Here is a 25,491-nt window from a genome sequence, read left to right as displayed (position 1 = left end):
AACTCGTTGTTGTACCAAAAGCGCCTATCTGTGCCCACAGACTGGCGCTTTTACTTTATTATCTTTCTAAGAATTTGATGTTGTCATCAATTCTGGATTGGATCTGTTTCAATGTCGTGGACGTAATTCTATTAGGATAATGTTCATTTGCGATATCGCTAAATTTGCGAGCAACATGGCATAGGCGTGATATCGTCTCATTAGCTTCTTGCGCAGTGATATCCGCATCATCAGCCAATGCTAGCAAATGCCTCTTTCCAATTTTTAGCGCTTCACCCATCACATCCATTTGATGATACCCTCCAGGCCCTTCACAGAACGTCACATCATAGGCAGGCGCCAAAGCCCATTGACCCGACTGAGACAGGGTGTAAGCGAAATTCTTTGGGTGGTCATCACGATTATTAAAGATGACATTAAAGGCCACACGTTCAAATGCAGATTTTTTCTCTCTAATATCATTCGTGCATTTATGTGTTGCACGAAGAAAACTAAGATAATCAATGCTGCCTGGAATTGCATAATCTGCTCCAGTCAAAGCCGCTAAACTTTGAACAGGAATTTTGAAGCCGCCCTGCCTATCAAAACGTTCAGATGCAAATGCAGCTAGCCCATTTTTTAAATTAAACAGCAATGTGTTTGGGGTTGGGATACCGCAACGTCGTAAACATTCCGAATAGACCATTTCAATAGCGCAAACTTCAGGATGCTCATGTTTTGCAGGGAATTTAACTAGCCAAGCCTCAAGATTTGGCGCAGCAACGGTGGTAAAAATATTCGATTTTGGGTCTCGGTAAACAAGCGCTTTTGGTCTAGCACCTTGAGGTGAACCCCCAATTTGCAATAGTTGCTGTAAAAACTGCTCGCCTTCACCATTTAAAACATCTTGTACTTCTTCCGCTAATTGGTCGAGAGGAATATTAATTTGCTCATCAAGAAGCTCCGTGGCAACAGGCTCAAATGACATTGCCCCAATTGCATTATGCCCAACATACACTAAGCGTTCTAATGCACCGATACGAGCCACATTCAGGCCTCTTCGTCGAAATAATCTGTCCATCAACAACATTCCCCAGCCATCAGGTAATGAATCATAGACAGGTCCAGGTAAACCTAATTGATGAGCAGGAAAATCAGTGCGAAGTTGAGTCTCTTTCAGTGGCAGGAGCAGAGGTGAAAGTTCAAGTCCTCTGCGCTTAGCGGCATCGGAGTATTCAAATGCAATAAGTGGGCGACCTGTAATTGCGGTACTAGAAATCAAAGACCCCCATAACCAATGCTCCCCCCAGCCATTATAATAAACATCAACTTGCTTCAGCATTTCACTTATCCTTTTTCACGCGCTGACGGTTTTTGCTTTCATCGTAACGAACAATATCATCAATGCTGTTTAAATTTGGCATAAACAATCCTTCAAGCTCTTTACTGCGACCAAGCACCATCGCAATACGGATCATGTTCTCAAAACTAACATTTCTCCCTGCCTCTAGGTTTGAAACTGTATTCGCACTCACACCCGCACGTTCCGCGACATCTGCCTGCGTCATTTTTAATGTCAGTCGCTCTAAACGTAATCTTTCACAGAGTTTTTTGACAATTTCACTCGGTTTACTCAAGCTTAAATCCAACATATTGCGCCTTAAGTTAAAATATTACCAATAACACACAATATTATGGATTTAGAAGTCGATTACTGCAAGTTTACTTTTCATACAACCCATGCTTGCTTCCACCTCGCAATCCTGTTTATAATTCACCCGCAATTTTGCCCCTTTTAAAGTGAGCCTTTCCGACGATGAACTAAGTACTGCCAGAAAATATCCACAATGCCTTGTTTAAGGTCATTATTTTTCTGTTCTTGGCAGACACAGTTTTCATCGCTTCTTTTTCGAAATATGCTTTTTAAAAGAAAATGCTTCGAAAAATGATCGTGCGAAAGATAGCGTAACGTTGTCTGCCCCTCTATTTGGAGGTCTCTATGACAATAGCTAACCCAGCTCTCGCGTGCCATTTTTCACAATTAACCATCGAGTTCGATCAGTCCACACTCTTTCCGCCATTGAGTGGTAGCTTATTTAGCCAAAAAAATGCGCTGATTGGTCACAATGGTCGTGGAAAATCCGTATTAATGCGATTACTTGCCCGACAACTCACTCCAACTCACGGCAAAGTTGATTGGCATTTACCGATAATTCATGTGGATCAACTCAACCGCTTAACGGGCGACACCCTTGCTCAAGCGCTAGGCATTGATGCACTTTGGCAAGCTTTTTCGCGCATTGAACAAGGTCGCGGCACCATGACCGATTTCGAGCTAACGGAAGATAATTGGCATCTACCCGCAACATGGGAAACGCTGTTAGCGTCTGCGCAGCTAACGGCATCAATGGATGCCGCTATTAAACAACTGAGCGGCGGTGAACGCACTCGCTTAGCGCTATGTCGTGCATTTTTACATCCTGACCACTTTCTTTTGCTCGACGAACCCGACAACCATCTTGACCAACAAGGACGCCAATGGCTAAGTGAAAAACTCAGTCAGCACAAAGCCGGCTGTTTAGTCATCAGCCATAACCGGCATCTTCTCGAAGAGATGGACGCAATTTTTGAATTAACCGATAAAGGCTTAGTGGAATACGGCGGAAATTACACCCTGTATGATGAGCAGAAAACCTTTGCTATCAACGCTATTGAAGCGGAAGGCGAACAACTCGAAAAACAAATTCGCCAAGAGAAAAAACAGCAGCAAGCCAACCTACAAAAAGCCGCTCAACGACGTAAGCAAGGCGAAAATATTCGCTATGGCGGTTCTCAATCCTTACTGTTGCTCGATATGCAGAAAAACAGAGCCGAAAAAAGACAATCCAATGTGGCAGAGCGTCACCAGCGAGTATTAGGCGAATTACAACATCAACATCAGCAAAATCAAGACAAAGTCAGCCATATTCAACCTCAAAAAATGGTACTCAATTACCAAAGCGAAGGTGGGAAAATGCGCATTTTTGTCTCCCAATTAAAGCTACCTTATGGGCAAATTGCGCCACTCTCGTTCACTGCCTATAGCGGTGAGCATTGGCATATTCAAGGACGCAATGGCTCGGGGAAATCCACCTTATTGAAAGTGTTGGCAAATAAGTTGCAGGCACTTTCTGGGGAATCCCGCATTAGCGGTGCTTTTTGCTATTTAGACCAACATCTGAATCTTTTGGATAAATCATTACCAGTTGCCGAAGCTCTCTATCAATATCAACCAGCAATTTCCGTAGAGCACTGGAGAACTCAATTAGGTATGTTGCGTATTCGAGGGGATAAATCGTTACTGCCGTTGTGCCAACTCAGTGGTGGTGAGCAGCTCAAAGCGACGCTCCTAGCTCTGACGCATAGCCCTTATCCTCCCGCTGTTTTACTGCTCGATGAGCCAGACAATCACTTAGATTTAGATTCAAAACAGCTATTGGAAGGGCTATTACGGGATTACCAAGGGACACTATTATTGGTTTCTCACGATGAAACATTCGTGGAACAGTGCAATATTACCCATGATTTACAACTAGGTGGTTAATAAAGGTTAGATAGTTAACTGTGCGGGCTGTGCTTCGCAGCCCTTTCTTTAATTCACAAAGGTATTTTTAACGCGGGCAGAAACCAGAAAATAAGGAACCCAAATCAAGCAATAAAAACTGCCATTAAAAAAACTAGTAATGTAGCTATAGTCGATTTCGAGGTGAAACGCGACAGGAAAAGCGATGCGCGAGGCACCAATTACCACGACATAGAGCATCATCGTAATGATAAACAACCACTTAACCATAGCTTTCTTTTTAACCACCGCAATTAACGACCCCACCATTAATGCGATAATTACCCCAAGGCTGAACTGTACAGTATAAAAACCAGAGGCAAACCCTGACATATAAAAGTCCGATGCTGGATTCGTTGCCAACGACCAAGCACCTTGAACCTCAGAAATATCATTCACCATCATTTTGACCAAATTACCCAGCATATACAGTTGACCTAACAGAGGTAAAATCAGCCAGCCTCCAATCCCTTGGAAGAATTTTTGAGGTTTAGTATGACTCTGCGCAGGTATTTGAGCCGCGGGCAATGATTCGGGATTAGATGATAAATTCACATCCATAGTAATAACCTTTTTATTCTTTACGCTCTTTGAGTTTTTCTTCGATAAATGCTTTCAGAACCAACGCCTGATTATGTTGCGTATCTTTCGCGCTATATAACAACGTGATATCTCCTTGTTGCGCCTTCGTAAATACAGCACACCATTCATCATTTTGCTGAAGTTCTTGCTGATATTTCGTCACAAACTGCTCAAACTGGTCAGTATGTTGATGAAACCATTTGCGCAATTCATTGGAGGGCGCAACCGCTTTGTTCCATTCATCACACTGCAAATCCACCTTTTTGATCCCTCGAGGCCACAGCCTATCCACCAAGATGCGATAGCCATCCTGAGGACTACAAGGGTCATAGACTCGTTTACAGTAAATCATTAGCAGGCTCCACGGTCATTGGGGTTCACTAATTAATAAAAGTATTGCGAACACGCACAGAGACAAAAAAGTAAGGCACCCAAACGAAACAACCAAATAATCCTCGTATCAATTCACGAATATCATTGGAATCTATTTCGAGGTCTAACAATTGATTGGCAAGCACCAAATCAAAAACCATCACAGCCAATGAAAAAATTTGAAAAAAGGCATACACCTTAATAATTAATTTTTTCTTAGTGAAAAAGAGATAACAAAGATACAAGACTGTACCGTAAATAATCGCGTTACCAACCATTTCAAAATATATCACTTCTTTGAATAGCGGAATGAAATAGTCTGAACCCGGTGACGTCAATTCACTCCAATATTCAATCACTTCTTGATTATGATGCCAAAGTCTAAACGGCATAAATAGTGCCGAAAAAATCACCCCAAGTAATGGGAGAATCAACCATCCACCGATACCATTTAATTCAGGCTTAGGTTTTGGTACAGGAGGCATTTCATTATTTACTGCGTTCACCTTCACATCCTTGATTTAATTTATGCAGTTAATCTGCTCATCGATTTGCGCAAGAATTTGCTGAATAGATATGAGCAAGCTAAATTAGCACATGATTATCTGAGTCACCTTTTTGCTAAGCTAACATACTCTAACGGCTAAAAATGTAGCGTTTGACGTTTTTTGTCAAAATTTAACCAAAAATGAGCATAAATCAGAAGAAGACGAACTATGGCATCAACACAATCTGTTTCTATATCACTGCCACCTTATTATCGTATTGATGATTTTTTTGCTTTTCACTTGCGAGATCCGCAAAATATCGCTGAGATTGTTGAAAAAAACACCTTGCGCAAAGGGATTATCTGGCAGGAACGTGCTGCGCAAATTCGCCTATCCATTAACGACCAAGCCACTGACAATAAACAAGCAATATTGCAGCTTGATGTTGATAATGCAGAAACCTCGCCTTCCTTAAATGAGCTACACACACTTGCGATTCATTTACTCGGATTGAATCAACCCGTTGAGCAATTTGAAGAAAAATACCTTACCCACCCAATACTCGGTAAACTGATTGCGCCACAGCGAGGTGTGCGAGTATATCAATCCGCCACCACGTTTGAAGCGCTCGTATGGGCCATTATCGGTCAACAAATTAGTGTTCTTGCCGCCATCGCCATCCGCCGACGTTTTATTCAAGCTGTTGGGCAACAGCACTCATCAGGAATTTGGTGCTTTCCTACCGTTACCTCAGTCATCAATGTGGACGATGAAATTTTACGACAAGCGGGGTTTTCTCTTGGAAAAATCATCGCCTTACGCGGGCTTTGTAACGCTATTCAAGCGGGTGAATTAGACTTAGACAACGCCGTTACCCCCGAAAATGTCCATGATGTCACCGAAAAATTGCTAGCCATCAAAGGCATTGGGCCTTGGACTGTCAGCTATGGTCTCCTGCGGGGATTTAATTACCTAGATGGCTCCCTGCATGGGGATGTTGCCGTGCGGCGCAATCTACAAACTTTATTAGTTCAAGATGCGCAACCATCCGCGAAAGAAACCCAGCAATGGCTAGCCCAATTTGCACCGTGGCGAGCACTGGTTGCAGCCCACCTTTGGCGCAGCCAATCTGCTGCGGGTTATTAAACAAAAATCCCCAATCCAGTACACCGAATTGGGGATTTATTTATGATACTAATTTTAGGGTGCTACTCGATTAGATAACAATTAACGCAACCAGTTGGTTTTCACCAATTGCACCACCTCATCACCACGACCGCTCATAATCGCCTTCAACATATATAAGCTAAAGCCTTTGGCTTCTTGCGCTTCAATTTCCGGAGGCATTGAAAGCTCTTGCTTCGCCGTCAATACATCCACAACAACTGGACCATCATGGGCAAAAGCTTCTTTCAGCGCACCGTCCAGATCTTCACTTTTCTCAACGCGAATGCCTTTGATACCTGCCGCATTGGCAATCGCAGCAAAGTTTGGATTCTGTAAATCGGTGCCCGCAGTCATAAAGCCTGCAACCTTCATTTCCATCGCCACAAAGCCCAACACACCGTTGTTATGAATGATGATTTTTACTGGTAATTTCATCTGCGACAGTGAAATAAAGTCACCCATCAACATACTGAAACCGCCATCACCACACATCGCAACCACTTGGCGATTTTTATCAACAGCTTGCGCACCAATCGCTTGCGGCATTGCGTTGGCCATCGAGCCGTGGTTAAACGAACCGATCAGACGACGTTTACCATTCATTTTTAAGTAACGCGCAGCCCACACCGTTGGTGTGCCCACATCGCAGGTAAAGATAGTGTCGTCGTTCGCCAACTCGCTCAATTTGGTAGCTAAATATTGTGGATGGATCAACCCTTCATGACCCGGCTTAGCCAAATCATCCAACCCTTTACGCGCCTCGGCATAGTGCTTCAGTGCGCCATCCAAATGTTTGCGGTTCTGTTTCGCCGTTAAATGTGGCTGTAAGGCAGTCAATGTCGCCTTAATATCCCCGATTAGCCCCATATCAATATGACAATGGGAGCCTAAGCTTCCGGCATTCAGGTCAATCTGAATAATTTTCGCATCAGTTGGGTAGAACGGACGATACGGGAATTGGGTGCCTAGCAATACAACGGTATCCGCATTCATCATCGCGTGGTAGCCAGATGAGAAACCGATTAACCCCGTCATGCCCACGCTATTTGGGTTATCCCACTCAATATGCTCTTTACCACGCAGCGCATGTACCACTGGTGCATTCAAGGTTTCTGCTAGTTTCACCACTTCATCATGAGCGCCAGCACAACCATTACCGCAGAACAATGTGATATTTTCTGACTGATTCAATGCTTCTGCTAGTTTTTCAATTTCAGGGCGCTGAGGCATGATCAAAGGTGCTTGTGGCTGATACCACTCTTCTTTCGCCGATTCTGGTGCATCTTTCAGGGCGATATCACCCGGTATAACGACAACGGAAACGCCTTTATTCAGGATCGCTTTACGCATCGCAATACCCAGAACTTGTTGAATTTGCTCAGGGTTAGTTACCATTTCACAATAGTGGCTACATTCACGGAACAGTTCTGTTGGGTGGGTTTCTTGGAAGTAATTACTACCGATTTCACTCGATGGGATATGTGCAGCAATGGCTAATACAGGTACACGGTTACGATGGCAATCATACAACCCGTTGATTAAGTGCATGTTACCGGGTCCACAAGACCCCGCGCACACCGCTAGCTCACCCGTTAGTTGCGCTTCTGCGCCCGCGGCAAATGCAGCCACTTCTTCATGACGGGTGCCTAACCACTCAATAGCCCCTTGCTTACGTAAACTATCCGTTAAACCGTTTAATGAGTCCCCAGTGACTCCCCAGATGCGCTTAACACCTGCGTTATCCAGTACTTTCGCAATATAGGATGCAATACTCTGTTTTTTCATAATGGCACTCTTTTTAAGTCGGATTAAATTCAATGTATTCTTGTTAACAATGACATATTTAACAAGAGGTGCTAATTTTCAAATACGCTTAATAATATGTATTTGATTCTAACTAAATCGATTCCCCATTCCTACCAATGCAGCACATTCAAAAACAGAACAAGATATTCATCCGCGAATATCGAAAGAAGAATGAGATAACAGGACAAATTTAAGGTCGTAAAAAGAGGGTTAGTTTCAGTTATGAACAACCCAGCAAAATCCCGTTTATTTTGCGCGCATCGAAAGTCATAAATATCTTTATATTTTCCAAAGAACGATTCCAAATTGATAACCTGCACCTAACGTCCAAAATAAGACAATATCTTCATCACGGAGTAAATTCTTTTTCTGGTGGCAATAATAAGCAATAAATGGGCTGGTTGCCCCTGTATAACCATATTCATCCGCAATATATTCTATTTTTTTATTAGGAATATTTAATGCTTCTGCCAATTCTGAAATATTGCTTTTCATTACCTGAGAAAAGAAAAAACAACTTATATCATCAATAGTTAACCCATTATTTTTTAATAATTTGTCAATGTGATAAATAGCATGAGGCAAACACTCTTTTGTTGTAAATTTACCCCAGTAAATTTTCTCATCTTGCATATTTTGGCTCTGTGAAAAACCATGCTTAGGAAAACGAGTCTCCCGGCAAAAACTCGAATCCGTATAATAAAAGCTATCCATCAAACCAGAGCTTGTCCCGTTTTGTACTTTTTCTAATGTCATAGCAACTGCTGCATCCCCAAAGAGAACTGATGGGAATAGCTCATTTTGATTACATAGATTTGAAAGATGGTCCGAGGCAACAATAAGGGCTTTTTTAGCTGTTTTTTTCATCTTTAGTATGATCGCAGCCTGCTCTAACGCCATTAACATTCCGAGGCAATTACCGTTAATATCAATACATACACACTCATTTTTTAAGGCTAAATGATGATGTAAATATAGGGCATTAAGTGGTGACAAATATTCCATCGTCGTTGAGGCAAATATCAAAACATCGATATCTTTATCACTAATTGGGGCTAATGCATTAATCGACATCGTCAACGCATTTTCATCAGGCTGGATCGTGATATATCGCTGCTTCTGCCCAAAATCATTCAATAATTCCGGTAAATTTTTGACATTTGGATACTTATCAAAATAATATTGGTTATTCCTAATATTTTCAGGATGGTAGATATGAATAGATGAAATTTTTATTGCCTCATTCATTGCATTTCCCTTATCTGTATTAGTTTACCCACATGGTATAACCCACCAATTAATAAAAAACAATCGACACAAACCACCGCATTTTACATTTTGTCGATATTATTGTATTATTGGATCATATTTGACTATCTAAAGGTGACATTTTTGCTTTATTTTAAAAACACAATAAATCAGTATTTCCCTATCAATACACTTCGTTATAAAAACTTGATATAGCTTATTCAACAAGTTTATTAATCAATAAATTTCCATTCAATTAGTTTAGATACTGCATTTAATTATCCATACTAATTTTCATTATTTGCAGATTGTCCGAGCAAATCGGATCGGGAAACCCACATCTTAAAATTCAAATAAGAGGATGGTTCCATGAAGATCAGAAAGAAAAAAGAAAAACCATTAAATATCAACGACATTACAATTATTGATGATGGAAAATTGAAAAAAGCAATCACAGCGGCTTCGCTGGGTAATGCGATGGAATGGTTCGACTTCGGTGTTTACGGCTTCTTAGCCTATGTACTGGGTCAAGTCTTCTTTCCGGACGCATCACCGAGCGTTCAGATGATTGCGGCGTTAGCCACTTTCTCCGTGCCTTTCTTGGTTAGACCCCTTGGGGGCGTTGTCTTCGGTATTCTCGGGGATAAATACGGCCGACAAAAAGTGTTGTCCATGACCATTATTATTATGGCAATCAGTACCTTCTGTATCGGTCTGATCCCATCATACGAGAGAATTGGTATTTGGGCGCCTATCTTATTACTGCTCGCTAAACTGGCTCAAGGTTTCTCCGTGGGTGGTGAATACTCTGGTGCTGCTATCTTTGTTGCTGAGTATTCCCCAGACCGTAAACGTGGCTTTATGGGCAGCTGGTTAGACTTCGGTTCTATCGCAGGTTTTGTGATGGGTGCGGGTGTCGTCGTGCTGATTTCAAGCCTTGTCGGTGAAGCTAACTTCCACGATTGGGGATGGAGAATTCCGTTCTTCTTAGCCTTACCGCTAGGTATTATCGGTCTCTATTTACGTCATTCATTGGAAGAAACCCCTGCATTCCAGCAACATATTGAAAGTTTAGAGCAGCAAGACAAAGCCAATATCCAGAATCCACCGAAAGTCTCTTTCCGTGAAGTTGCATCTAAGTATTGGAAAAGCTTGATGATTTGTGTCGGCTTAGTTATCGCCACTAACGTGACGTACTATATGCTGCTGACCTATATGCCGAGCTATTTATCCCATAATTTGAACTACTCAACCGACCACGGTGTGTTGATTATTATCGCCATTATGATTGGTATGCTGTTTGTACAGCCAATCATTGGTTTAGCCAGTGACAAAATTGGTCGCCGACCTTTCGTTATCATGGGCAGCGTGGGGTTAATTGTGTTGGCTTACCCCGCATTTATGATGATTAATAGCGGTTCTGTTGGCTTAATTTTTGTCGGATTGTTGATTCTTGCGGTATTACTCAACTGCTTTACAGGGGTGATGGCATCGATTTTACCGGCTATTTTCCCTACCCATATTCGTTATAGCGCATTAGCCATCGCTTTTAATATTTCGGTATTAATTGCGGGTGCAACACCAACAGCGGCGGCATGGTTAGTTGAAGCGACTAATGACTTGTATATGCCTGCATATTATCTGATAGTCATTGCATTGATTGGTCTGTATACCGGTATTAGAATGCCAGAAACAGCTAATAAACCACTACGTGGTGCAACGCCTGCAGCCTCAGATAAAGCGGAAGCAAAAGAAATTTTGAGTGAGCATTTTGACAATATCGAACAGAAAGTTGAAGATATCGAACAACAAATTGCTGAGCTGGAAAAACAGCGTCAATCGCTAATCAACCAGCACCCAAAATTAGATTAACCCTTAAAAAATAGCGAGGAAAGCGATGTCGGCTTGTCACTTAGTTTGGTTTCGCAACGATCTACGAGTCACCGATAATAAAGCGCTTACCTTTGCTTGTGAGGATCCTACTGCCACTGTGATTGGCGTCTATATTGCGACGCCAGAACAGTGGGCAACTCACAACGTATCACCAAGGCAAATTGCCTTTTTGCATCAAAACCTGGTGGAGCTACAACACGCTTTAGCGAAACGAGGTATTCCCCTGATTTGCCATACCACTGCGACCTTTGCGGATTCCGTGAAATGGTTGCTGGATTTTGCCCAACAGCAAAATGCCACAGGGTTATATTTCAATCACCAGTACGAGTTAAATGAACGCTTGCGAGATGAACAGTTACGCCAGCAGGCGCAACATCTGAATATTTTCACCTATGATGATGCGCTATTACTTACGCCAGGTTTAGTGACGACGCAAAAAGGGGATATGTACCAAGTCTATACCCCGTTTCGCCGCGCCTTTTTGAGCCAATTGATGATGAGTGATTTTCGCTCGTTTCCCGCCCCCAAACCACGGGAAGCGGCATTAGCCGTTGAAAATACACTTCCACTTTTTGCTCACCAATCCGTTGAAATTTCACCGCAATTTATTGCCGGAGAACAAGCTGCATTAGCAAAGTTACGGCAGTTTTGCAGCGAGCGCGTACAAGATTACCAACGCAACCGAGATATTCCCGCCATTGATGGTACTAGCCAATTATCCCCCTATTTAGCCCTTGGAGTGCTTTCGCCTCGCCAATGTGTGAATCGCTTATTGGCAGAGAACCCGCAGGTTTTTGACTCCCAAGAAAGTGGCGGTTTTAGCTGGCTAAATGAATTAATTTGGCGAGAATTTTATAGTCATCTATTGGTCGCTTTTCCGCGCCTTTGTCGTCACCAACCGTTTATTGAATGGACGCAGCATATTCAATGGAACCCCGATGATGCTGTATTTTCGGCATGGAAAAACGGGCAAACAGGCTACCCGATAGTAGATGCCGCCATGCGCCAACTCAATCAAACAGGCTGGATGCATAATCGACTACGGATGATTGTAGCGAGTTTTTTAGTCAAGGATTTGCTGGTCGATTGGCGCAAAGGGGAACACTACTTTATGAGCCAGTTAATTGATGGCACTTTGGCGGCGAATAATGGCGGCTGGCAATGGTCAGCGTCAACGGGTGTTGATGCCTCACCGTGGTTCCGTATTTTTAACCCAACCACTCAGGGGAAAAAATTCGACCCACAAGGGACGTTTATCCGCGAGTGGCTCCCCGAACTTCGCGATGTTCCCGAGAAGTTTATTCACGAACCCCATACATGGGCTGAATCTCACCAAGTTTCTCTGAGCTACCCAACCCCGATTGTTGACCATAAGCAGGCAAGGTTGATGACGTTAGAAGCGTTTGAGGCGGGGAAGCGGGACAGCATAAAAATAGAATAAATTTTATTGATTTAACTTAAACCAATCCCTTATCGTTGAATTCTTGCAAAACCCGTCTATAACCCGACGCCATTACCGATATAAATAATTTTGACAATAAAAATTTTATATCACCCATCCCAAAAGTAACGTCTAGTTACTATAACCACGGCGATAATAAATATTTTTCAGCTTAGATTATATTAATTACTCGTATTTAGACTAAACTTAAAAGTGAAAGCCAATACAGCCAACTTGCTTGTATTTGAATTAACTCTCAATACTCGAGATACCAAAGTACGACAAGCGAATAAACCATACTGGATATCAAAGCACTGCTAATTGCATAAATAAATATTGCCTCTATTACGTGATAAATGTCGCTGCAGCTTGAAAGTTGGCAAGTATAAAACTAGCTCAGTTAGGAGATCCGTCATGAAATACTTATCCTTAATTGCAACCGTTATTACGGTACTAATCTCTAGTTTTTCGTTTGCTTATGCTATTTCTAATGCAGCTAATTCCGCTAGCGGTGGCACTATCACTATAACTGGCGCTATCTATGAACCTCTATGTAACGTGAGAATTAGCAATAGCGAAAAGATTGATCTTATATGTTACCGAAATGGTCAGAATTTAGCTAAAACAAGTTCGCTGAAAAATGCGAAAACACTTAGCTCTAATCTCTTAAAAATGAAATATAGCCAGTTCAACAATAAACCAACTTTAAATATAAATTATAATTAACTATTCATTTATGTTCGGGATGTTTATTTAATATCCCGAATCATCTATTTTATAGGATTAATCCATATACTTATATGATATTTTATATGGATGTATTTATTATATATTAAGTCGCAAAGTTGCTAGCTAGACGAGTTTATCACCTAGCTAAATCTCAAATTATTCAGAGCATTAAAAATATTAGTGTTTGTTTAGCATAAAGGTTGCTTTACTACGTACAATACCAGGCACAACAGCTTCGCTGCCATATCGAACAATTCGAGCAGAAAATGCAACATTGACTGAGGACGCTGCTCCTGATGATGGTATTGATAATGATTGCCAGTTATTTGTATTTGAAATAACACCTCCTGTAGCCGCGAGATTCAAAAGTGGTATTTTAGTGTTATTTGAATTAAGAATTTCAATAGCAACCCCTTTTGCTGTAGACCCCATATTAGAGTCAAGTAGCAATACATCCGTTACGTTTTTGCTTATATTCTCTATTCCAGGTGCAAAACCATAATATATACCTGTTGAACCAGCATCGCATTTTACCGTAACAGAAAAATTAACTGGCGTTGACGGTAAAGCGTTAGCAGAATGAGAGCCCAGTTGTACATTTGTATCATTTTTTTCTATGTAGCATGAATTTACTGCGGTTGTACTCGTCCCGCGCAATCCTACTGTGAAGAATGAAAATACTTCAGGGGCACCAAATCCAAGATTCCCTGCTATTTGCTCGTTAATGCCAGGACCTTTAAAATAAACAAACCCTCTTACATACGGGGGAATTACCGGATTAAAACCGCTGGCCGTTACAGCTACATTAGAACGAACCTGTCTGTTAGTCACTCCAGAAAAATGCTTCCCTTTTATCAAAATATAATTTGAGTTTTTTGGATCAATATCGTACCCAATTCTTTTTGTCCTATTCGGCTGATTGTTAAATGCAGTGCCTGCACTAACTCCATTCCCTAAAAAAAATTCAAAGTTAACACCTGAAATAGGGGTGTTATTGGCACCAGTAATCCACATTGCCCAGTACGGTATCCCACCTATGGTTTGAGCAGGCGTTAAATGTTCATCATATGCTCTAAAGACATAATAACCTTCAAAAATTTGAGATGCATCTGATAATGCACAGCGAAATATTACCGTCTCTGCGGTGATTCCATATACTTCTGCCATTTGTGCGCCAGAAATATAGTCCTGACTTAATTGCGTTCCTGCTGGTTGAAACTGCAATCCAGAAATCGTAATTGGGTTTGACGTTCCTATTTGAATAAATCCACCTGTATTTAAAGGTGTTACTATACTGCAAATTGCATTAGCCAAGAAAGATGTAAACATTAGGCTTGCACACATAATTAATTTCACTTTTTCATTAATCAACATGTTTACCTCAATAAAAATAACAAATAGAATCAGAGACAGTATTTTTATTAGAAATGCTGTAATCTAATTTACAACGTTGGTTTTCTTTATCGCCCCATTTAATAAAAATAGTGCCACTATCAGATTGAGAAATAAAATGAACTAACCCACCCTGACCAACTAAACCAATTTTATTATTGGAACTATCATAGACATCAGAGCCAAATGGTATAGCTGATTTATCTTGTAATAAAATTCGATAAGAAATATTAATGCCTTTTTGGGTATTAAATTTAACTAATACAGCAGTTCCAGCGTAAGGCGCAACTTTTGCCATATTATTATCAATCTCAACATCTGAGCTCATATTTTGAGAATCAAGGTATAAAGTATTATATTGGTATGGCATTAGCGATGGAACAACAGCTTGCCCATGCTTATTCAAAACAATATTACTCCATGAAGATATAGATGCACCTTCACCACCTTCTGCCTCAACAATCGCAAACGTATCACCTAAATAACGTGAAGGGATAGCCCCCCCCTCGTAAATAACAAATGCGCCATTTGCACCTGCCGAGAGTGAACTATAATCACGCCCTTGCGAATACCCAGCATTCACCGAAGCTGATGACAACTCTTTTTGAATACTCGTTGAAAAATTACTATTTGAATGACCAACATCACTTGCTGTCGCATTCCATGAAATAGAATTGTCCTCACCAAAAGAACTACTCACACTGGTATTATTTGACCAACGATCACTAGAATCAGAACGTGTCACAGAGCTACTTAAAACCGTATTTTGTTCAGGATACCAAAGAGAAAACGGTATTGTGACACTCAACATGTAGTTGTTATCACTACCTTGCTCACCATTACGATATAATTTCATATAAGTAAGACTATAGCCGATACCTTTAAAATTATTCATGTAGCCAGCTTGTAATTGCTTACTATCTGGTAAGTTATCACGCCAAGTTTGTAGTGCCCCACTCACATATATGGAACCGTAATAAGCTAGACTCTGATTGACGGTTAAAACATATTGAGCTTTCCTTGGGTTAATTGATTCACCGTTATATAAATAGCTATCACGATATGTATCTGCCTCATATAAACTTAAATAATTTTGTGATTCATAACGGTAGCCTGCTAACGCAATGTTAGTGCTTGTAGATTGGATATCTTTATTCCAAGTCATCCTAGCTCGTGTGCCTTTATATGTTTCATTGTTATTTAATTGAGACTTTGAGCTAGCCATATCAAAACTAAAAGCACCAATTTGAGTATTAACCGCTAAACCTAGCATTCCTGATTGATATTTATTGGTGTATTGCATACCTACAAATGGAGTTAAAATATTATTTAAACCGTATTGCACGGTTGATTGCACAAATACATTTGAAGATGTGTTTGGCCCTCGCAATTCACCACTCACAATACTGTAATCAACCTGTCCAGGTCTCAATAAACCAGGAACTGTGGCAAATGGAACAATATATGTTGAGATACTACCATTTGCCTCGGTTACTTCTACGGTTAAATCACCACCATAACCCGTGGCATAAAGGTCATTAATCACAAACTCGCCTGGCGATACGTTCGTTTCATAGATCGTATAACCATTTTGAATAATTTTTACTCGCGCATTACTATTGGCAATTCCTCTAACTGTTGGGGCAAATCCTTGTAAAGATTGTGGTCGCATGCGATTATCGGTAGCTAACTCTGCACCTGTATAGGAAAAACTGTCAAAAAGACTACCACTAGTAAATGATTGCCCTACGGTTAATTCACTCTCAATTTGAGGGAATGCGCGTTGAATATAAGTTCTAATACTTTCATGATGAAATTTATCATTTTGGTTGTATTGAATATTTGATTGATGACGGACTCGATATAATCCTAAATTTAGTCCTGCATTAATATTTCCATAGGCAGAATGCTCATTCTCACCATGACTACGACTACTATAAGCATTGACGTTATAGTTCATAAATAGTGCAGGGACTCCTTCATTGAGAGAGTTAATGGGTACATAGCCACGAGCATATTCTTCCATCATTGCTTGAGGAATCAATATATCCAACCGTAAAACATCTTGTTTCAAATTAATTTTTACATCGTTTGAAAGCGCGGAAAGATCTTCACATTGACCATTTGATTTCACTAACGACAAAAATTCCGGCTTTATATTAAAGCTATTGATCTCATTTAGAGTTAAGCAAGGAATAACTCGACCTTTATCATTCTCATAAAATAAAATATTTTTGTTATAAATAAATTCATTATTTAGATAAATATCAACCGACCAATCTCCAGGAGAAATTTGATCTTCTGAAATTTTGTCAATAGAAATAGACTTTGCATTACCAACTAAAAAGCCTTCATTATATGAGTATTTTTTTTCATTCTGAATTTGTTCAATAGCAAAAGAAAAACTACTCATTCCTAAACTCAAGGATACAAGTGCAAATATTAATTTAATTTTCATATCAATACCGTATTGTTATATATTCGACTCATATGAATCTACACCACCGTAATCATTAATTACGCTGTAGTTCATTTTTTTAGAGTTAAGAAATTCATTCGGTATCGAATTACCATTTTCATTACCAAGTGAAATGGTTGAGAATGGCGCCACCATATTATTTTCTAATTTTAATTTTTTTGAATTATTCGAAATGGTAATATCCTGTAAAGTAACATACCATGGTGAATCATTTTTTACTAAAACCCTATTACCTTTCTCTGATTTCTCAAATGAAAATTTGAGCTTTTCATTTATTAACGCAGGCATACCAATCCCTTCGGGTCTAAAAAATAATTTTATTCTCGTCCTAATCGCAATTTGCATGGTATTTTGTTGTTTTTCAATCGCATCTTCATTTTCTGGTGGAACTTCTAATATATTTAAATAATAGATGGATTCTTTATTTTTAGGTAATGGTTCACCAAGATAGGTTATGCGTAAATTTTGTCCTGAGTTTGATCCCATTTTAAAAATAGGTGGAGTAATAGCAAATGGTGTTTTAATATTTTCAGGCGGCTCATCGGGGTTACCATTATCCAACCACACTTGAACAAGTGCTGGCCATTTATTTTCATTAACGAGTTGTACAATTTTACTTTTAGAGTTTTCATTATAAACCACGCGAGTGCCATTTATAATCACACTAGCATAAATCGATGTTGATATAGCAAATAATGAGAAAAATAAAATAATTTTATTTCTGATTGATGCTTGAGTTATCATAATGACCTAACCTTGAAATCATCTACTTTATTAAAAATATTTTCCTGAGGTACTGAAATTAATAATCATTATATTAATTAAAAATCATTATTAATTTTTTAATACAGCAAAGTGGGAAATATATTTCCACTTTGCTGATTATCTATATCATGAGGGTATTTTCTCTGACATTACTACACTTATGGGTATGTAATTGAATAGTTCACTTGTGCTACAACAACACCTGCGTTAGTAACCGGGGTTTTAGCAAAATAGTAAGCTTGGAATGGTAATGTTGCACTACCGCTAACAATAGTTGTCTGTCCTGCTACACCGCCATTAACTACAGCCTGCGTACCTGCAGCATCAGCTAAACGAATTTGGACACCCGCAGGACCTTGTGTTGGATTTAAATTTCCATTGCTAGTATCCGTATTTGTTGTATTTTCAAAGTTGGCTGCTACAGCGACGTTTGAAGTACAATTTGATAATAGCAAATCAAACTGTGTTACACCGGCAATATCCCCAGCATTTGCTAACGCCGTTGTTGAGACTTTAGGTAAGGTAACAGTGAAATCTTTGCTGCCCTCACTTGAAGAGATATCGCAAGTTGTTGCAGTAATTTCACCATTAAAAGTAATAACACCATTTTCAGCCATAACTGATGCCGAAATTGAAGATGTAACTAACAAAACTAAAAGAGATTTTTTCATATTTGACCTTTGTAGAATAAAACGAATGCTATCCTTTATTAATAGTAATAAGGATAATTAATAACCTATATTGATAAATAGATTTTAGCTAAATCCCTTTAGTACAACTTCCGAAAACTAAATAACTATAGAATTTGCAATGAATATGTTTTTTTCATAAATTGCCTTATCATAATCTGATAATAAAACTGCGATGCTCACATTAAATGCATTGGCAAATTTAACTAATGATTCAACATCAAGTCTATTTATTCCTCGTTCGAAACGCGAGATTTGCTGTTGGCTTATTCCTGTTATCTTTCCTAACACTTCACCACTCCAACCATTTTGTAATCTGAGTGATTTAATTCTTTGACCAATTTCCAATGAGTATTTATATCTTTCCATTTCCATGAGGGTACCTCTGAATTAATTATTCATGACTTGATTCAGACTGGTTCATAGCAAACATATTACCCACTTAAAGTTTAAAGACAAATAACCTCACTCATTAAAGAGTAAATTGAAATTAAGCAATTACTTGTTCTAGCCATACAATTCTCACAAAAATAAAATCAATTTAAACAAAATGTTACAAAACAACACACAGGCAGAATTAACACCTAAATCAATAAAATTAAACGAGACAAATAAGATAAAACACCTACTTTAAATTATAATATCGACATTAAATCCAAAAAAACTCATTTTATAATCTAATATATAACATTTTAGTTACATTTTTAGAGTGCTATAGCTATCATGTATATACCTAATTTAAATCCTTATTAAAAAACATCTAAATATAGCCGTCAGATAATGATTTGAAAATGAGTAAAGAATTATTTTTTGTTAATGTAATAATAAAAATACTTATTTTTACATATCTTTTATTTATTTCACTTTCCAGACAAATTATAAAAAAATCTAAAAATTATTTTTATAACTGACATTGAAATCATCAAAAATAATTCATGTTAATAAATTACAGATTATCAATAAAATAAGTAAATGATTTTTATTATTCTTATAATACAATAGTTACTCCATTTTGGTGTATAACTACCCCGCAGAAGCGGATTCAATATATTTAAGTTTGCCTGAATTGTTCATAAAGAAATTAAAATATAAGTGAAAATTAATAGAATAACCCATTTCCATTTCCAACATAAATTAAGTAGCAATTCACCATTATTCTTATCTGGTTAGTAAATATTATAACCCTTTGTTTTTTATTAAATTATATTGCATACCGTATAGCTAAATCGATGATTAAATTCTTTCTGTATCCACCGCTCATTCAGCTCCATCACCAATATTTTCCGTACTAACACCGAAACACACCATGCTGAATATGTAATAACCTATGAAAAAATAGTAAATATCCGTACTCCCTACACTTTTTTCCCCCAATCCCCAATTTGATCAATCCTAAATAAAAATTACTGGTTATGATAATCAGACAACAACAATAGGAGGCAATAATGCAGGTGATTTTACAGGTTGATTTCCCATACCAAGGCCCATGGGGTGAAGAGATGGCAACGGCAATGGAAGGATTAGCGCAATCCATTAACCAAGAGCCGGGGTTTATTTGGAAGATTTGGACTGAAAACCAACAAACTCAACGGGCGGGAGGCATTTACTTATTTGCTAACCAAGCCGATGCGCAAGCATATCTCGAGATGCACAGTGCGCGACTCAAATCCTTTGGTGTACCTGAAGTCAGCGGGCAAATTTTTAGTGTGAATACCGCACTCAGCCAGCTTAACCAAGCACAATTTATTCAAAAATAGTTTTAATGGAGAGGGCATTTTGCCTTCTCTTATCCCGTTAAAATTTACTCAGTAAAATCCAATTCATCGACATCCACAGATTGATGAATAACGCGGGAGATAAAAATAAATGGGGTTTGGGGCATGTAATAAATGGAATGTTTTTTAAACTCAAATCGCCTCATCCCTTCACATACCCAATGACATTCTTTACCTATCCATGGCGAACTAGCCAGTAACTCAAACGTTTTTTTTAATTCATTATGGTATTTTTTCGCTTGATTGACACCGAACTGCCGTATTGTGTAACGAGCAATTTGATAAATATCCTCTTCCGCAACTTGAGAAATTTTATACATTTAAATCCTTTTCCGCTCTGGCAAAAATGTCATCCATGCTGCTTTCACTTTCCGGTGAATTCAGTCCATCCAATACCATCTTTCTCACATACTCAAGGCGTTGTTCTCTCTCTTCCATCATACGCAATGCGTCCCTTATCACTTCTGATGTATTACCATAGCGGCCAGACTGGATCATATCGCCAATAAAACGGTTGAAATGCTCCCCCAATGTCACACTTGTTACTCTCGCCATAAACTCACCTGCCATCGAATTGTATTACTCAGTCATACAACTATAGCAATGAATTTCTGTTGCTTCCAGCCAGCGAAAAAGAGGGCATTTGCCCTCTCTGATAACTTCGCCCTCTACCACAGCATCAAAAATCCCCGTGGCGACGCTCCACAAGCGTTAAAATACTGTACAGCGCCACAATGTCATTGTGCTGATTAAACACTTGGACATCCCACTCGATAACTCCATTAGGTTTATCTTCGGCTTTTTTCTGGGCTTTTTTGATCTTTTTCTTGCACGTTAAGCGCACTTGGATGGTATCGCCAATTTTGACTGGCTCGATAAAACGCAAGTTTTCCATCCCATAGTTCGCGATAACAGGCCCGACTCCCGCATCCACAAACAGCCCTGCTGCTGCCGATACCACAAAATAACCGTGGGCGATGCGCTCACCAAACATGGATTGCTCGGCGCCAAGTTTATCCACATGCACATAGAAATTATCCCCGCTGAGACAGGCAAAATTCACAATATCCGCTTCAGTTACTGTGCGTCTCGCGGTCAGTAGAGTGTCGCCAATCACTAACTCTTCGAAATATTTACGGAACGGATGTACTACATCAGCAATAGCCTCAGCGCCGCGCATCCACTGCTTACTAATCGCAGTCAACATGGATGGGCTGCCTTGAAGTGCCGTGCGCTGCATATAATGTTTTACGGCTCGTAAGCCGCCCAGCTCTTCACCGCCCCCAGCACGCCCCGGTCCACCATGTACCAACATTGGCAAAGGTGAGCCGTGCCCCGTGGATTCTTTTGATGCCGCTTCATCCAGAATAAACATCCGCCCATGCGCCCGTGCCGTTGCGCGGATCACCGTCTGCGCTACTTGGCTATCGGCAGTCACCAGCGAACCGACTAAGCTTCCGCCTCCTAGCGCCGCCAATTGCACCGCTTGATCTAACCCGTCATAACTCATTAATGTCGCCACGGGACCAAACGCCTCGGTTTCGTGTACCGCTTGATGCACAAATGGCTCGGCACAGTACAGCAATGTCGGTGGGAAAAATGCCCCTTTCTCGCTATCGCCACCCACCACCTGCATATTGACAAAGCTACCACCACATAAGCGTTCGCAGCCATTGGCTAGCAGATAATTCACTTTGTCCTGCACATCTTGGCGCTGTTCAAGGTTAATCAATGCGCCCATTCGAACCCCTTCGGCAGCAGGGTCACCCACCACGACATTCGAGATGCGTTTTAGGAGGGCATTTTTCACATTTTCCAACTGAGTTTTAGGGACGATAATGCGGCGAATTGCAGTACATTTTTGCCCTGCCTTCGTCGTCATTTCATTAACCACTTCTTTGATAAACAGTGCAAATTCAGGTTGCTCAGGCTGAACATCTGAACCTAAAATGGCGCAGTTTAATGAGTCCGCTTCCATGGTAAAAGGCACAGATTTTTGATTGATGCGCGGGTGAGATTTGAGTTTTTGTCCAGTGCCAGCTGAGCCTGTAAAGGTCACCACATCTTCAAAATCCAAGTGGTCGAACATATCCCCAACGCCGCCACAAATTAATTGAATCGCCCCTTCGGGAACTAACCCGCTCTCCATCATCAGTTTCACCATTGCGTGAGTCAGTTGGGCGGATGCGGTGGCAGGTTTGATAATAGCAGGCATCCCCGCTAACCACGTTGGCGCTAGTTTTTCTAGCATACCCCAGCACGGAAAGTTGAACGCATTGATGTGCAAAGCCACGCCACGGCGCGATGTTAAAATATGGCGGGCAACAAACTGCCCCTGTTTTGATAGCGGGATCATCTCGTCTTCTGACCACACGGTATCATCCGGCAGCTCACGGCTTGCCAGTCCCGCATAGGAAAATAGGGTGCCGATCCCCCCTTCGATATCCACCCAACTGTCTGATTTAGTGGCGCCAGTCTGGGCAGAAATGACATATAACGCCTCTTTATGGGCAAGTAAATGTCGAGCAACTGCTTTAAGCATCTCTCCACGCTGTTGAAACGTTAATTTCCCTAGCGCCTCGCCACCGACATCACGCCCGTACTGTAAGCTTTGCGCTAACGGTAGTCCTTCAGAGGTCACGGCATAGAGTGCTTCATTGGTCAGCGCATGAAAAATCGGACGACCTTCCCCTGCTCCCGTTGCCCACTTCCCCATAATGTAACTTGTTAAATGTTGCATGTTCCATCTCCAGAAAAACGACAATAAACTAGATTTAGATATTAAATATGTATCATATAAACAATCATAGATGCCAATCGAAATTTAACAAATAAAATACAAATAGGGTTAATTTGAATGTTTGCGGCAAGAACCAAACAAAAAATGATGATTTCATTACATTGATTTATATGAATATAATTTAATTACTTGTGAGGTGAATCGCAAAAACCCCACAAACAGCATTGATCTTATTGTTAACTATTCCTAGCATTAATGTTAAATAAATGTGTTCCATATTTTTACATTAGCTTAATTTTTATGAATCACTTTAATGGAAAATAACAATGAGCGAGCAAAACCAAATCCACTTCGATGCCAAAATCGAAGCCGACATCGCCATCGAGCCAAAAGATTGGATGCCCGATGCTTACAGACAAAACCTCATTCGCCAGATTGGGCAACACGCCCATTCAGAAGTGATTGGCATGCTGCCGGAAGCTAACTGGCTCACTCGCGCCCCAACCCTACGCCGTAAGGCTGTTCTGCTGGCAAAAATTCAAGATGAAGCAGGACACGGTTTGTACCTCTATAGCGCCGCAGAAACGTTGGGATGTACTCGCCAAGATATCTACCAAAAAATGCTCGACGAAAAGATGAAATACTCCTCCATTTTCAACTATCCGACGCTCAATTGGGCGGACGTGGGCGTGATTGGCTGGCTGGTTGATGGTGCAGCGATAGTTAACCAAGTGGCACTGTGCCGCGCTTCTTACGGACCTTACGCCCGTGCGATGGTAAAAATCTGCAAAGAGGAGAGTTTTCACCAACGCCAAGGTTATGAAGCCGTCATGGCACTGGCTGAAGGGACTGATGAGCAAAAAGCCATGTTGCAAGACTCTATCAACCGCTTTTGGTGGCCAGTATTAATGATGTTTGGTCCGAATGATTCTGACTCCCCTCATAGCGCGCAAAGTATGGCGTGGAAAATCAAGCGCTTCAGTAATGACGAGCTGCGCCAGAAATTTGTGGATAACACCGTGCCGCAGGTGGAAGCCCTTGGCATGACCATCCCCGATCCTGATCTGCACTGGGATGACGCGCTAGGTCACTACCGTTTTGGTGAGATTGATTGGGAAGAGTTCTACCAAGTGATTAAAGGGCAAGGGATCTGCAACCAAGAACGCCTTGATGCGAAACGCAAAGGTTGGGAAGACGGAGCTTGGGTGCGTGAAGGCGCAATGGCTCACAGCCAAAAACAAAAAGCCATTAAATCTGCAGCTTAACCACCAAGAAGGAAAAGACCATGAACAATCAAGATTGGCCACTGTACGAAGTGTTTGTTCGCAGTAAACAAGGTTTAGCCCATCGCCATGTGGGAAGTTTACATGCCGCCGATGACCAAATGGCGTTGGAAAATGCCCGCGATGCTTACACTCGCCGTAGTGAAGGCTGCTCCATTTGGGTCGTCAAAGCCGCCCATTTGGTCGCATCTCAACCTGATGAAAAAGATCAATTTTTTGCCCCCGCGGACAGCAAGGTTTACCGCCATCCAACCTTTTACACCATCCCTGATGGCATCAAAAACATGTAAGGAGCTTGAAATGACCGAAAAACAGCAGCTCCAACATTATGTGTTACGCCTCGGAGATACCCCACTGATTCTGGCACAACGCCTGTGTGAGTGGTGTGGTCACGCCCCTGAAATCGAAATTGACCTAGCGCTATCTAACATCGGCTTAGATTTACTGGGGCAAGCGCGCAACTTTCTTAGCTACGCCGCTGAACTCAAAGGCGCAGGTTACAACGAAGATAAGCTGGCTTACTTGCGTGATGAGCGTGAATTTAGCAATTTACTGCTTGTTGAGCAGCCAAATGACGGCTTCAACGACACCCTCGTTCGCCAGTTTTTTATCGATGCCTACCATGTGCCTCTTTACAGCGCACTGACCCAAAGCCGCGACCCGCAGCTGGCCGCCATTGCCGCAAAATCCCTTAAAGAAGCCTTGTACCATCTACGTTTTAGTCGTGGATGGATGATCCGTTTAGGGGATGGCACCCCACTGAGCCAGCAGAAATTGCAGCAATCTATCAACCGCTTATGGCGCTTTACCGGTGAATTGTTCCATGCCGATGCCATTGAAATGGCATTAAGCGAGGCAGGCATTGCCGTTGACCCGCGTACGCTGCGCGATATTTGGCTGCAAACTGTGAATGAAACCTTTGAAGAAGCCACTCTCAGCCTGCCTGAACAAGCAGCTTACCGATTAGGCGGTAAACAAGGCAGCCATACTGAGCACCTCGGTTTAATTCTCACGCAGCTGCAATTTGTGCAACGCGCTTACCCCAACAGCCAATGGTGATAG

General features: G+C 40.9%; 24 protein-coding genes. 9 read left to right on the top strand and 15 right to left on the bottom strand.

The genetic code is table 11. The annotated features are described in order from the left end of the window. Window positions 1–58 precede the first annotated feature (58 nt). Window positions 59–1,321, bottom strand: a complete 1,263-nt coding sequence (locus GKR71_RS15885) for a type II toxin-antitoxin system HipA family toxin (protein WP_108478698.1) — start codon at window positions 1,319–1,321, stop codon at window positions 59–61. A 1-nt stretch (window position 1,322) separates the two neighbouring features. Further along, window positions 1,323–1,631, bottom strand: coding sequence for a helix-turn-helix transcriptional regulator (locus GKR71_RS15880; protein WP_036948418.1), 309 nt, complete (start codon window positions 1,629–1,631; stop codon window positions 1,323–1,325). 347 nt (window positions 1,632–1,978) lie between these two features. On the opposite strand from GKR71_RS15880, the gene GKR71_RS15875 reads away from it, so the two are divergent. Next, a complete protein-coding gene (locus tag GKR71_RS15875; protein ID WP_154634545.1) occupies window positions 1,979–3,562 on the top strand; it encodes an ATP-binding cassette domain-containing protein in 1,584 nt (527 codons plus the stop codon). A 48-nt stretch (window positions 3,563–3,610) separates the two neighbouring features. On the opposite strand, the gene GKR71_RS15870 is transcribed toward GKR71_RS15875, so the two are convergent. Genes GKR71_RS15870 through GKR71_RS15860 form a run of 3 tightly spaced genes read right to left on the bottom strand, consistent with a single transcriptional unit; the run spans window position 3,611 to window position 5,040 of the window. After that, window positions 3,611–4,141, bottom strand: coding sequence for a DUF2569 family protein (locus GKR71_RS15870; RefSeq protein WP_036948413.1), 531 nt, complete (start codon window positions 4,139–4,141; stop codon window positions 3,611–3,613). A 13-nt stretch (window positions 4,142–4,154) separates the two neighbouring features. After that, entirely contained in the window at window positions 4,155–4,514 is a 360-nt protein-coding gene (locus GKR71_RS15865) for a DUF488 domain-containing protein (RefSeq protein WP_036948410.1), read from the bottom strand. Window positions 4,515–4,542: 28 nt separating this feature from the next. Beyond that, the gene (locus tag GKR71_RS15860) at window positions 4,543–5,040 is read right to left on the bottom strand and encodes a DUF2569 domain-containing protein (RefSeq protein ID WP_230085102.1); all 498 of its coding nucleotides are present in this window, start codon (window positions 5,038–5,040) and stop codon (window positions 4,543–4,545) included. A gap of 210 nt (window positions 5,041–5,250) precedes the next feature. Here GKR71_RS15860 and GKR71_RS15855 point away from each other — a divergent pair, with 210 nt between their 5' ends. Then, a complete protein-coding gene (locus tag GKR71_RS15855) occupies window positions 5,251–6,168 on the top strand; it encodes a DNA-3-methyladenine glycosylase family protein (protein WP_154609435.1) in 918 nt (305 codons plus the stop codon). A gap of 81 nt (window positions 6,169–6,249) precedes the next feature. Here the strand turns inward: GKR71_RS15855 and poxB are convergent, their stop codons facing one another. Further along, window positions 6,250–7,974 carry a ubiquinone-dependent pyruvate dehydrogenase gene (gene poxB / locus GKR71_RS15850; protein WP_036948406.1) on the bottom strand — a complete coding sequence of 575 codons (1,725 nt, stop codon included), beginning with the start codon at window positions 7,972–7,974 and terminating at the stop codon, window positions 6,250–6,252. Between the two features lie 300 nt (window positions 7,975–8,274). Further along, complete coding sequence (locus tag GKR71_RS15845) at window positions 8,275–9,243, bottom strand: 3-oxoacyl-ACP synthase III family protein (RefSeq protein ID WP_036948404.1); 969 nt, start codon at window positions 9,241–9,243, stop codon at window positions 8,275–8,277. Window positions 9,244–9,612: 369 nt separating this feature from the next. On the opposite strand from GKR71_RS15845, the gene proP reads away from it, so the two are divergent. The 3 genes from proP (at window position 9,613) to GKR71_RS15830 (ending at window position 13,303) form a co-directional block, all read left to right on the top strand. Next, window positions 9,613–11,115, top strand: coding sequence for a glycine betaine/L-proline transporter ProP (proP, locus tag GKR71_RS15840; protein ID WP_108478692.1), 1,503 nt, complete (start codon window positions 9,613–9,615; stop codon window positions 11,113–11,115). A gap of 25 nt (window positions 11,116–11,140) precedes the next feature. After that, window positions 11,141–12,577, top strand: a complete 1,437-nt coding sequence (gene phrB, locus GKR71_RS15835) for a deoxyribodipyrimidine photo-lyase (RefSeq protein WP_154609434.1) — start codon at window positions 11,141–11,143, stop codon at window positions 12,575–12,577. 414 nt (window positions 12,578–12,991) lie between these two features. Next, complete coding sequence (locus tag GKR71_RS15830) at window positions 12,992–13,303, top strand: hypothetical protein (RefSeq protein WP_154599863.1); 312 nt, start codon at window positions 12,992–12,994, stop codon at window positions 13,301–13,303. Between the two features lie 180 nt (window positions 13,304–13,483). Here the strand turns inward: GKR71_RS15830 and GKR71_RS15825 are convergent, their stop codons facing one another. The 5 genes from GKR71_RS15825 to GKR71_RS15805 form a co-directional block, all read right to left on the bottom strand. Next, window positions 13,484–14,680 (bottom strand): fimbrial protein, encoded by a 1,197-nt coding sequence (locus GKR71_RS15825; RefSeq protein WP_154599862.1) that lies wholly within the window; start codon window positions 14,678–14,680, stop codon window positions 13,484–13,486. 7 nt (window positions 14,681–14,687) lie between these two features. Continuing rightward, window positions 14,688–17,156: a fimbria/pilus outer membrane usher protein gene (locus GKR71_RS15820; RefSeq protein ID WP_154634544.1), complete on the bottom strand. Its 2,469-nt coding sequence runs from the start codon at window positions 17,154–17,156 to the stop codon at window positions 14,688–14,690. Window positions 17,157–17,171: 15 nt separating this feature from the next. Next, on the bottom strand, window positions 17,172–17,921 hold the full coding sequence (locus GKR71_RS15815; protein ID WP_154599861.1) for a fimbrial biogenesis chaperone: 750 nt from the start codon (window positions 17,919–17,921) through the stop codon (window positions 17,172–17,174). A 179-nt stretch (window positions 17,922–18,100) separates the two neighbouring features. Further along, on the bottom strand, window positions 18,101–18,613 hold the full coding sequence (locus GKR71_RS15810) for a fimbrial protein (protein WP_154599860.1): 513 nt from the start codon (window positions 18,611–18,613) through the stop codon (window positions 18,101–18,103). A gap of 117 nt (window positions 18,614–18,730) precedes the next feature. Then, complete coding sequence (locus GKR71_RS15805) at window positions 18,731–19,006, bottom strand: helix-turn-helix domain-containing protein (RefSeq protein WP_154599859.1); 276 nt, start codon at window positions 19,004–19,006, stop codon at window positions 18,731–18,733. A 1,070-nt stretch (window positions 19,007–20,076) separates the two neighbouring features. Between GKR71_RS15805 and GKR71_RS15800 the strand changes: the two genes are divergently transcribed. Next, window positions 20,077–20,388, top strand: a complete 312-nt coding sequence (locus tag GKR71_RS15800) for a monooxygenase (RefSeq protein ID WP_108478687.1) — start codon at window positions 20,077–20,079, stop codon at window positions 20,386–20,388. Between the two features lie 44 nt (window positions 20,389–20,432). Here GKR71_RS15800 and GKR71_RS15795 read toward each other — a convergent pair whose 3' ends face one another. The 3 genes from GKR71_RS15795 to paaZ form a co-directional block, all read right to left on the bottom strand. Next, on the bottom strand, window positions 20,433–20,726 hold the full coding sequence (locus GKR71_RS15795; protein ID WP_154599858.1) for a type II toxin-antitoxin system RelE/ParE family toxin: 294 nt from the start codon (window positions 20,724–20,726) through the stop codon (window positions 20,433–20,435). Then, window positions 20,719–20,961, bottom strand: a complete 243-nt coding sequence (locus GKR71_RS15790; RefSeq protein ID WP_006663118.1) for a type II toxin-antitoxin system ParD family antitoxin — start codon at window positions 20,959–20,961, stop codon at window positions 20,719–20,721. The genes GKR71_RS15795 and GKR71_RS15790 overlap by 8 nt, the downstream gene beginning before the upstream one ends. 124 nt (window positions 20,962–21,085) lie before the next feature. After that, the gene (gene paaZ / locus GKR71_RS15785; RefSeq protein WP_036948391.1) at window positions 21,086–23,146 is read right to left on the bottom strand and encodes a phenylacetic acid degradation bifunctional protein PaaZ; all 2,061 of its coding nucleotides are present in this window, start codon (window positions 23,144–23,146) and stop codon (window positions 21,086–21,088) included. Between the two features lie 326 nt (window positions 23,147–23,472). On the opposite strand from paaZ, the gene paaA reads away from it, so the two are divergent. The 3 genes from paaA to paaC are packed head-to-tail and all read left to right on the top strand — an operon-like array spanning window position 23,473 to window position 25,488. Then, entirely contained in the window at window positions 23,473–24,411 is a 939-nt protein-coding gene (paaA, locus tag GKR71_RS15780; protein ID WP_108478685.1) for a 1,2-phenylacetyl-CoA epoxidase subunit PaaA, read from the top strand. Between the two features lie 20 nt (window positions 24,412–24,431). Next, a complete protein-coding gene (gene paaB / locus GKR71_RS15775; RefSeq protein WP_154634542.1) occupies window positions 24,432–24,719 on the top strand; it encodes a 1,2-phenylacetyl-CoA epoxidase subunit PaaB in 288 nt (95 codons plus the stop codon). A gap of 10 nt (window positions 24,720–24,729) precedes the next feature. After that, on the top strand, window positions 24,730–25,488 hold the full coding sequence (paaC, locus tag GKR71_RS15770) for a 1,2-phenylacetyl-CoA epoxidase subunit PaaC (RefSeq protein ID WP_036948384.1): 759 nt from the start codon (window positions 24,730–24,732) through the stop codon (window positions 25,486–25,488). Window positions 25,489–25,491: the final 3 nt, after the last annotated feature.

The organism is Providencia sp. wls1922 (assembly GCF_009706505.1).
Lineage (GTDB): Bacteria > Pseudomonadota > Gammaproteobacteria > Enterobacterales > Enterobacteriaceae > Providencia > Providencia lanzhouensis.
The sequence above is the reverse complement of the archived record's forward strand: the minus strand, read 5'-3'. Positions and strand labels throughout refer to the sequence as shown.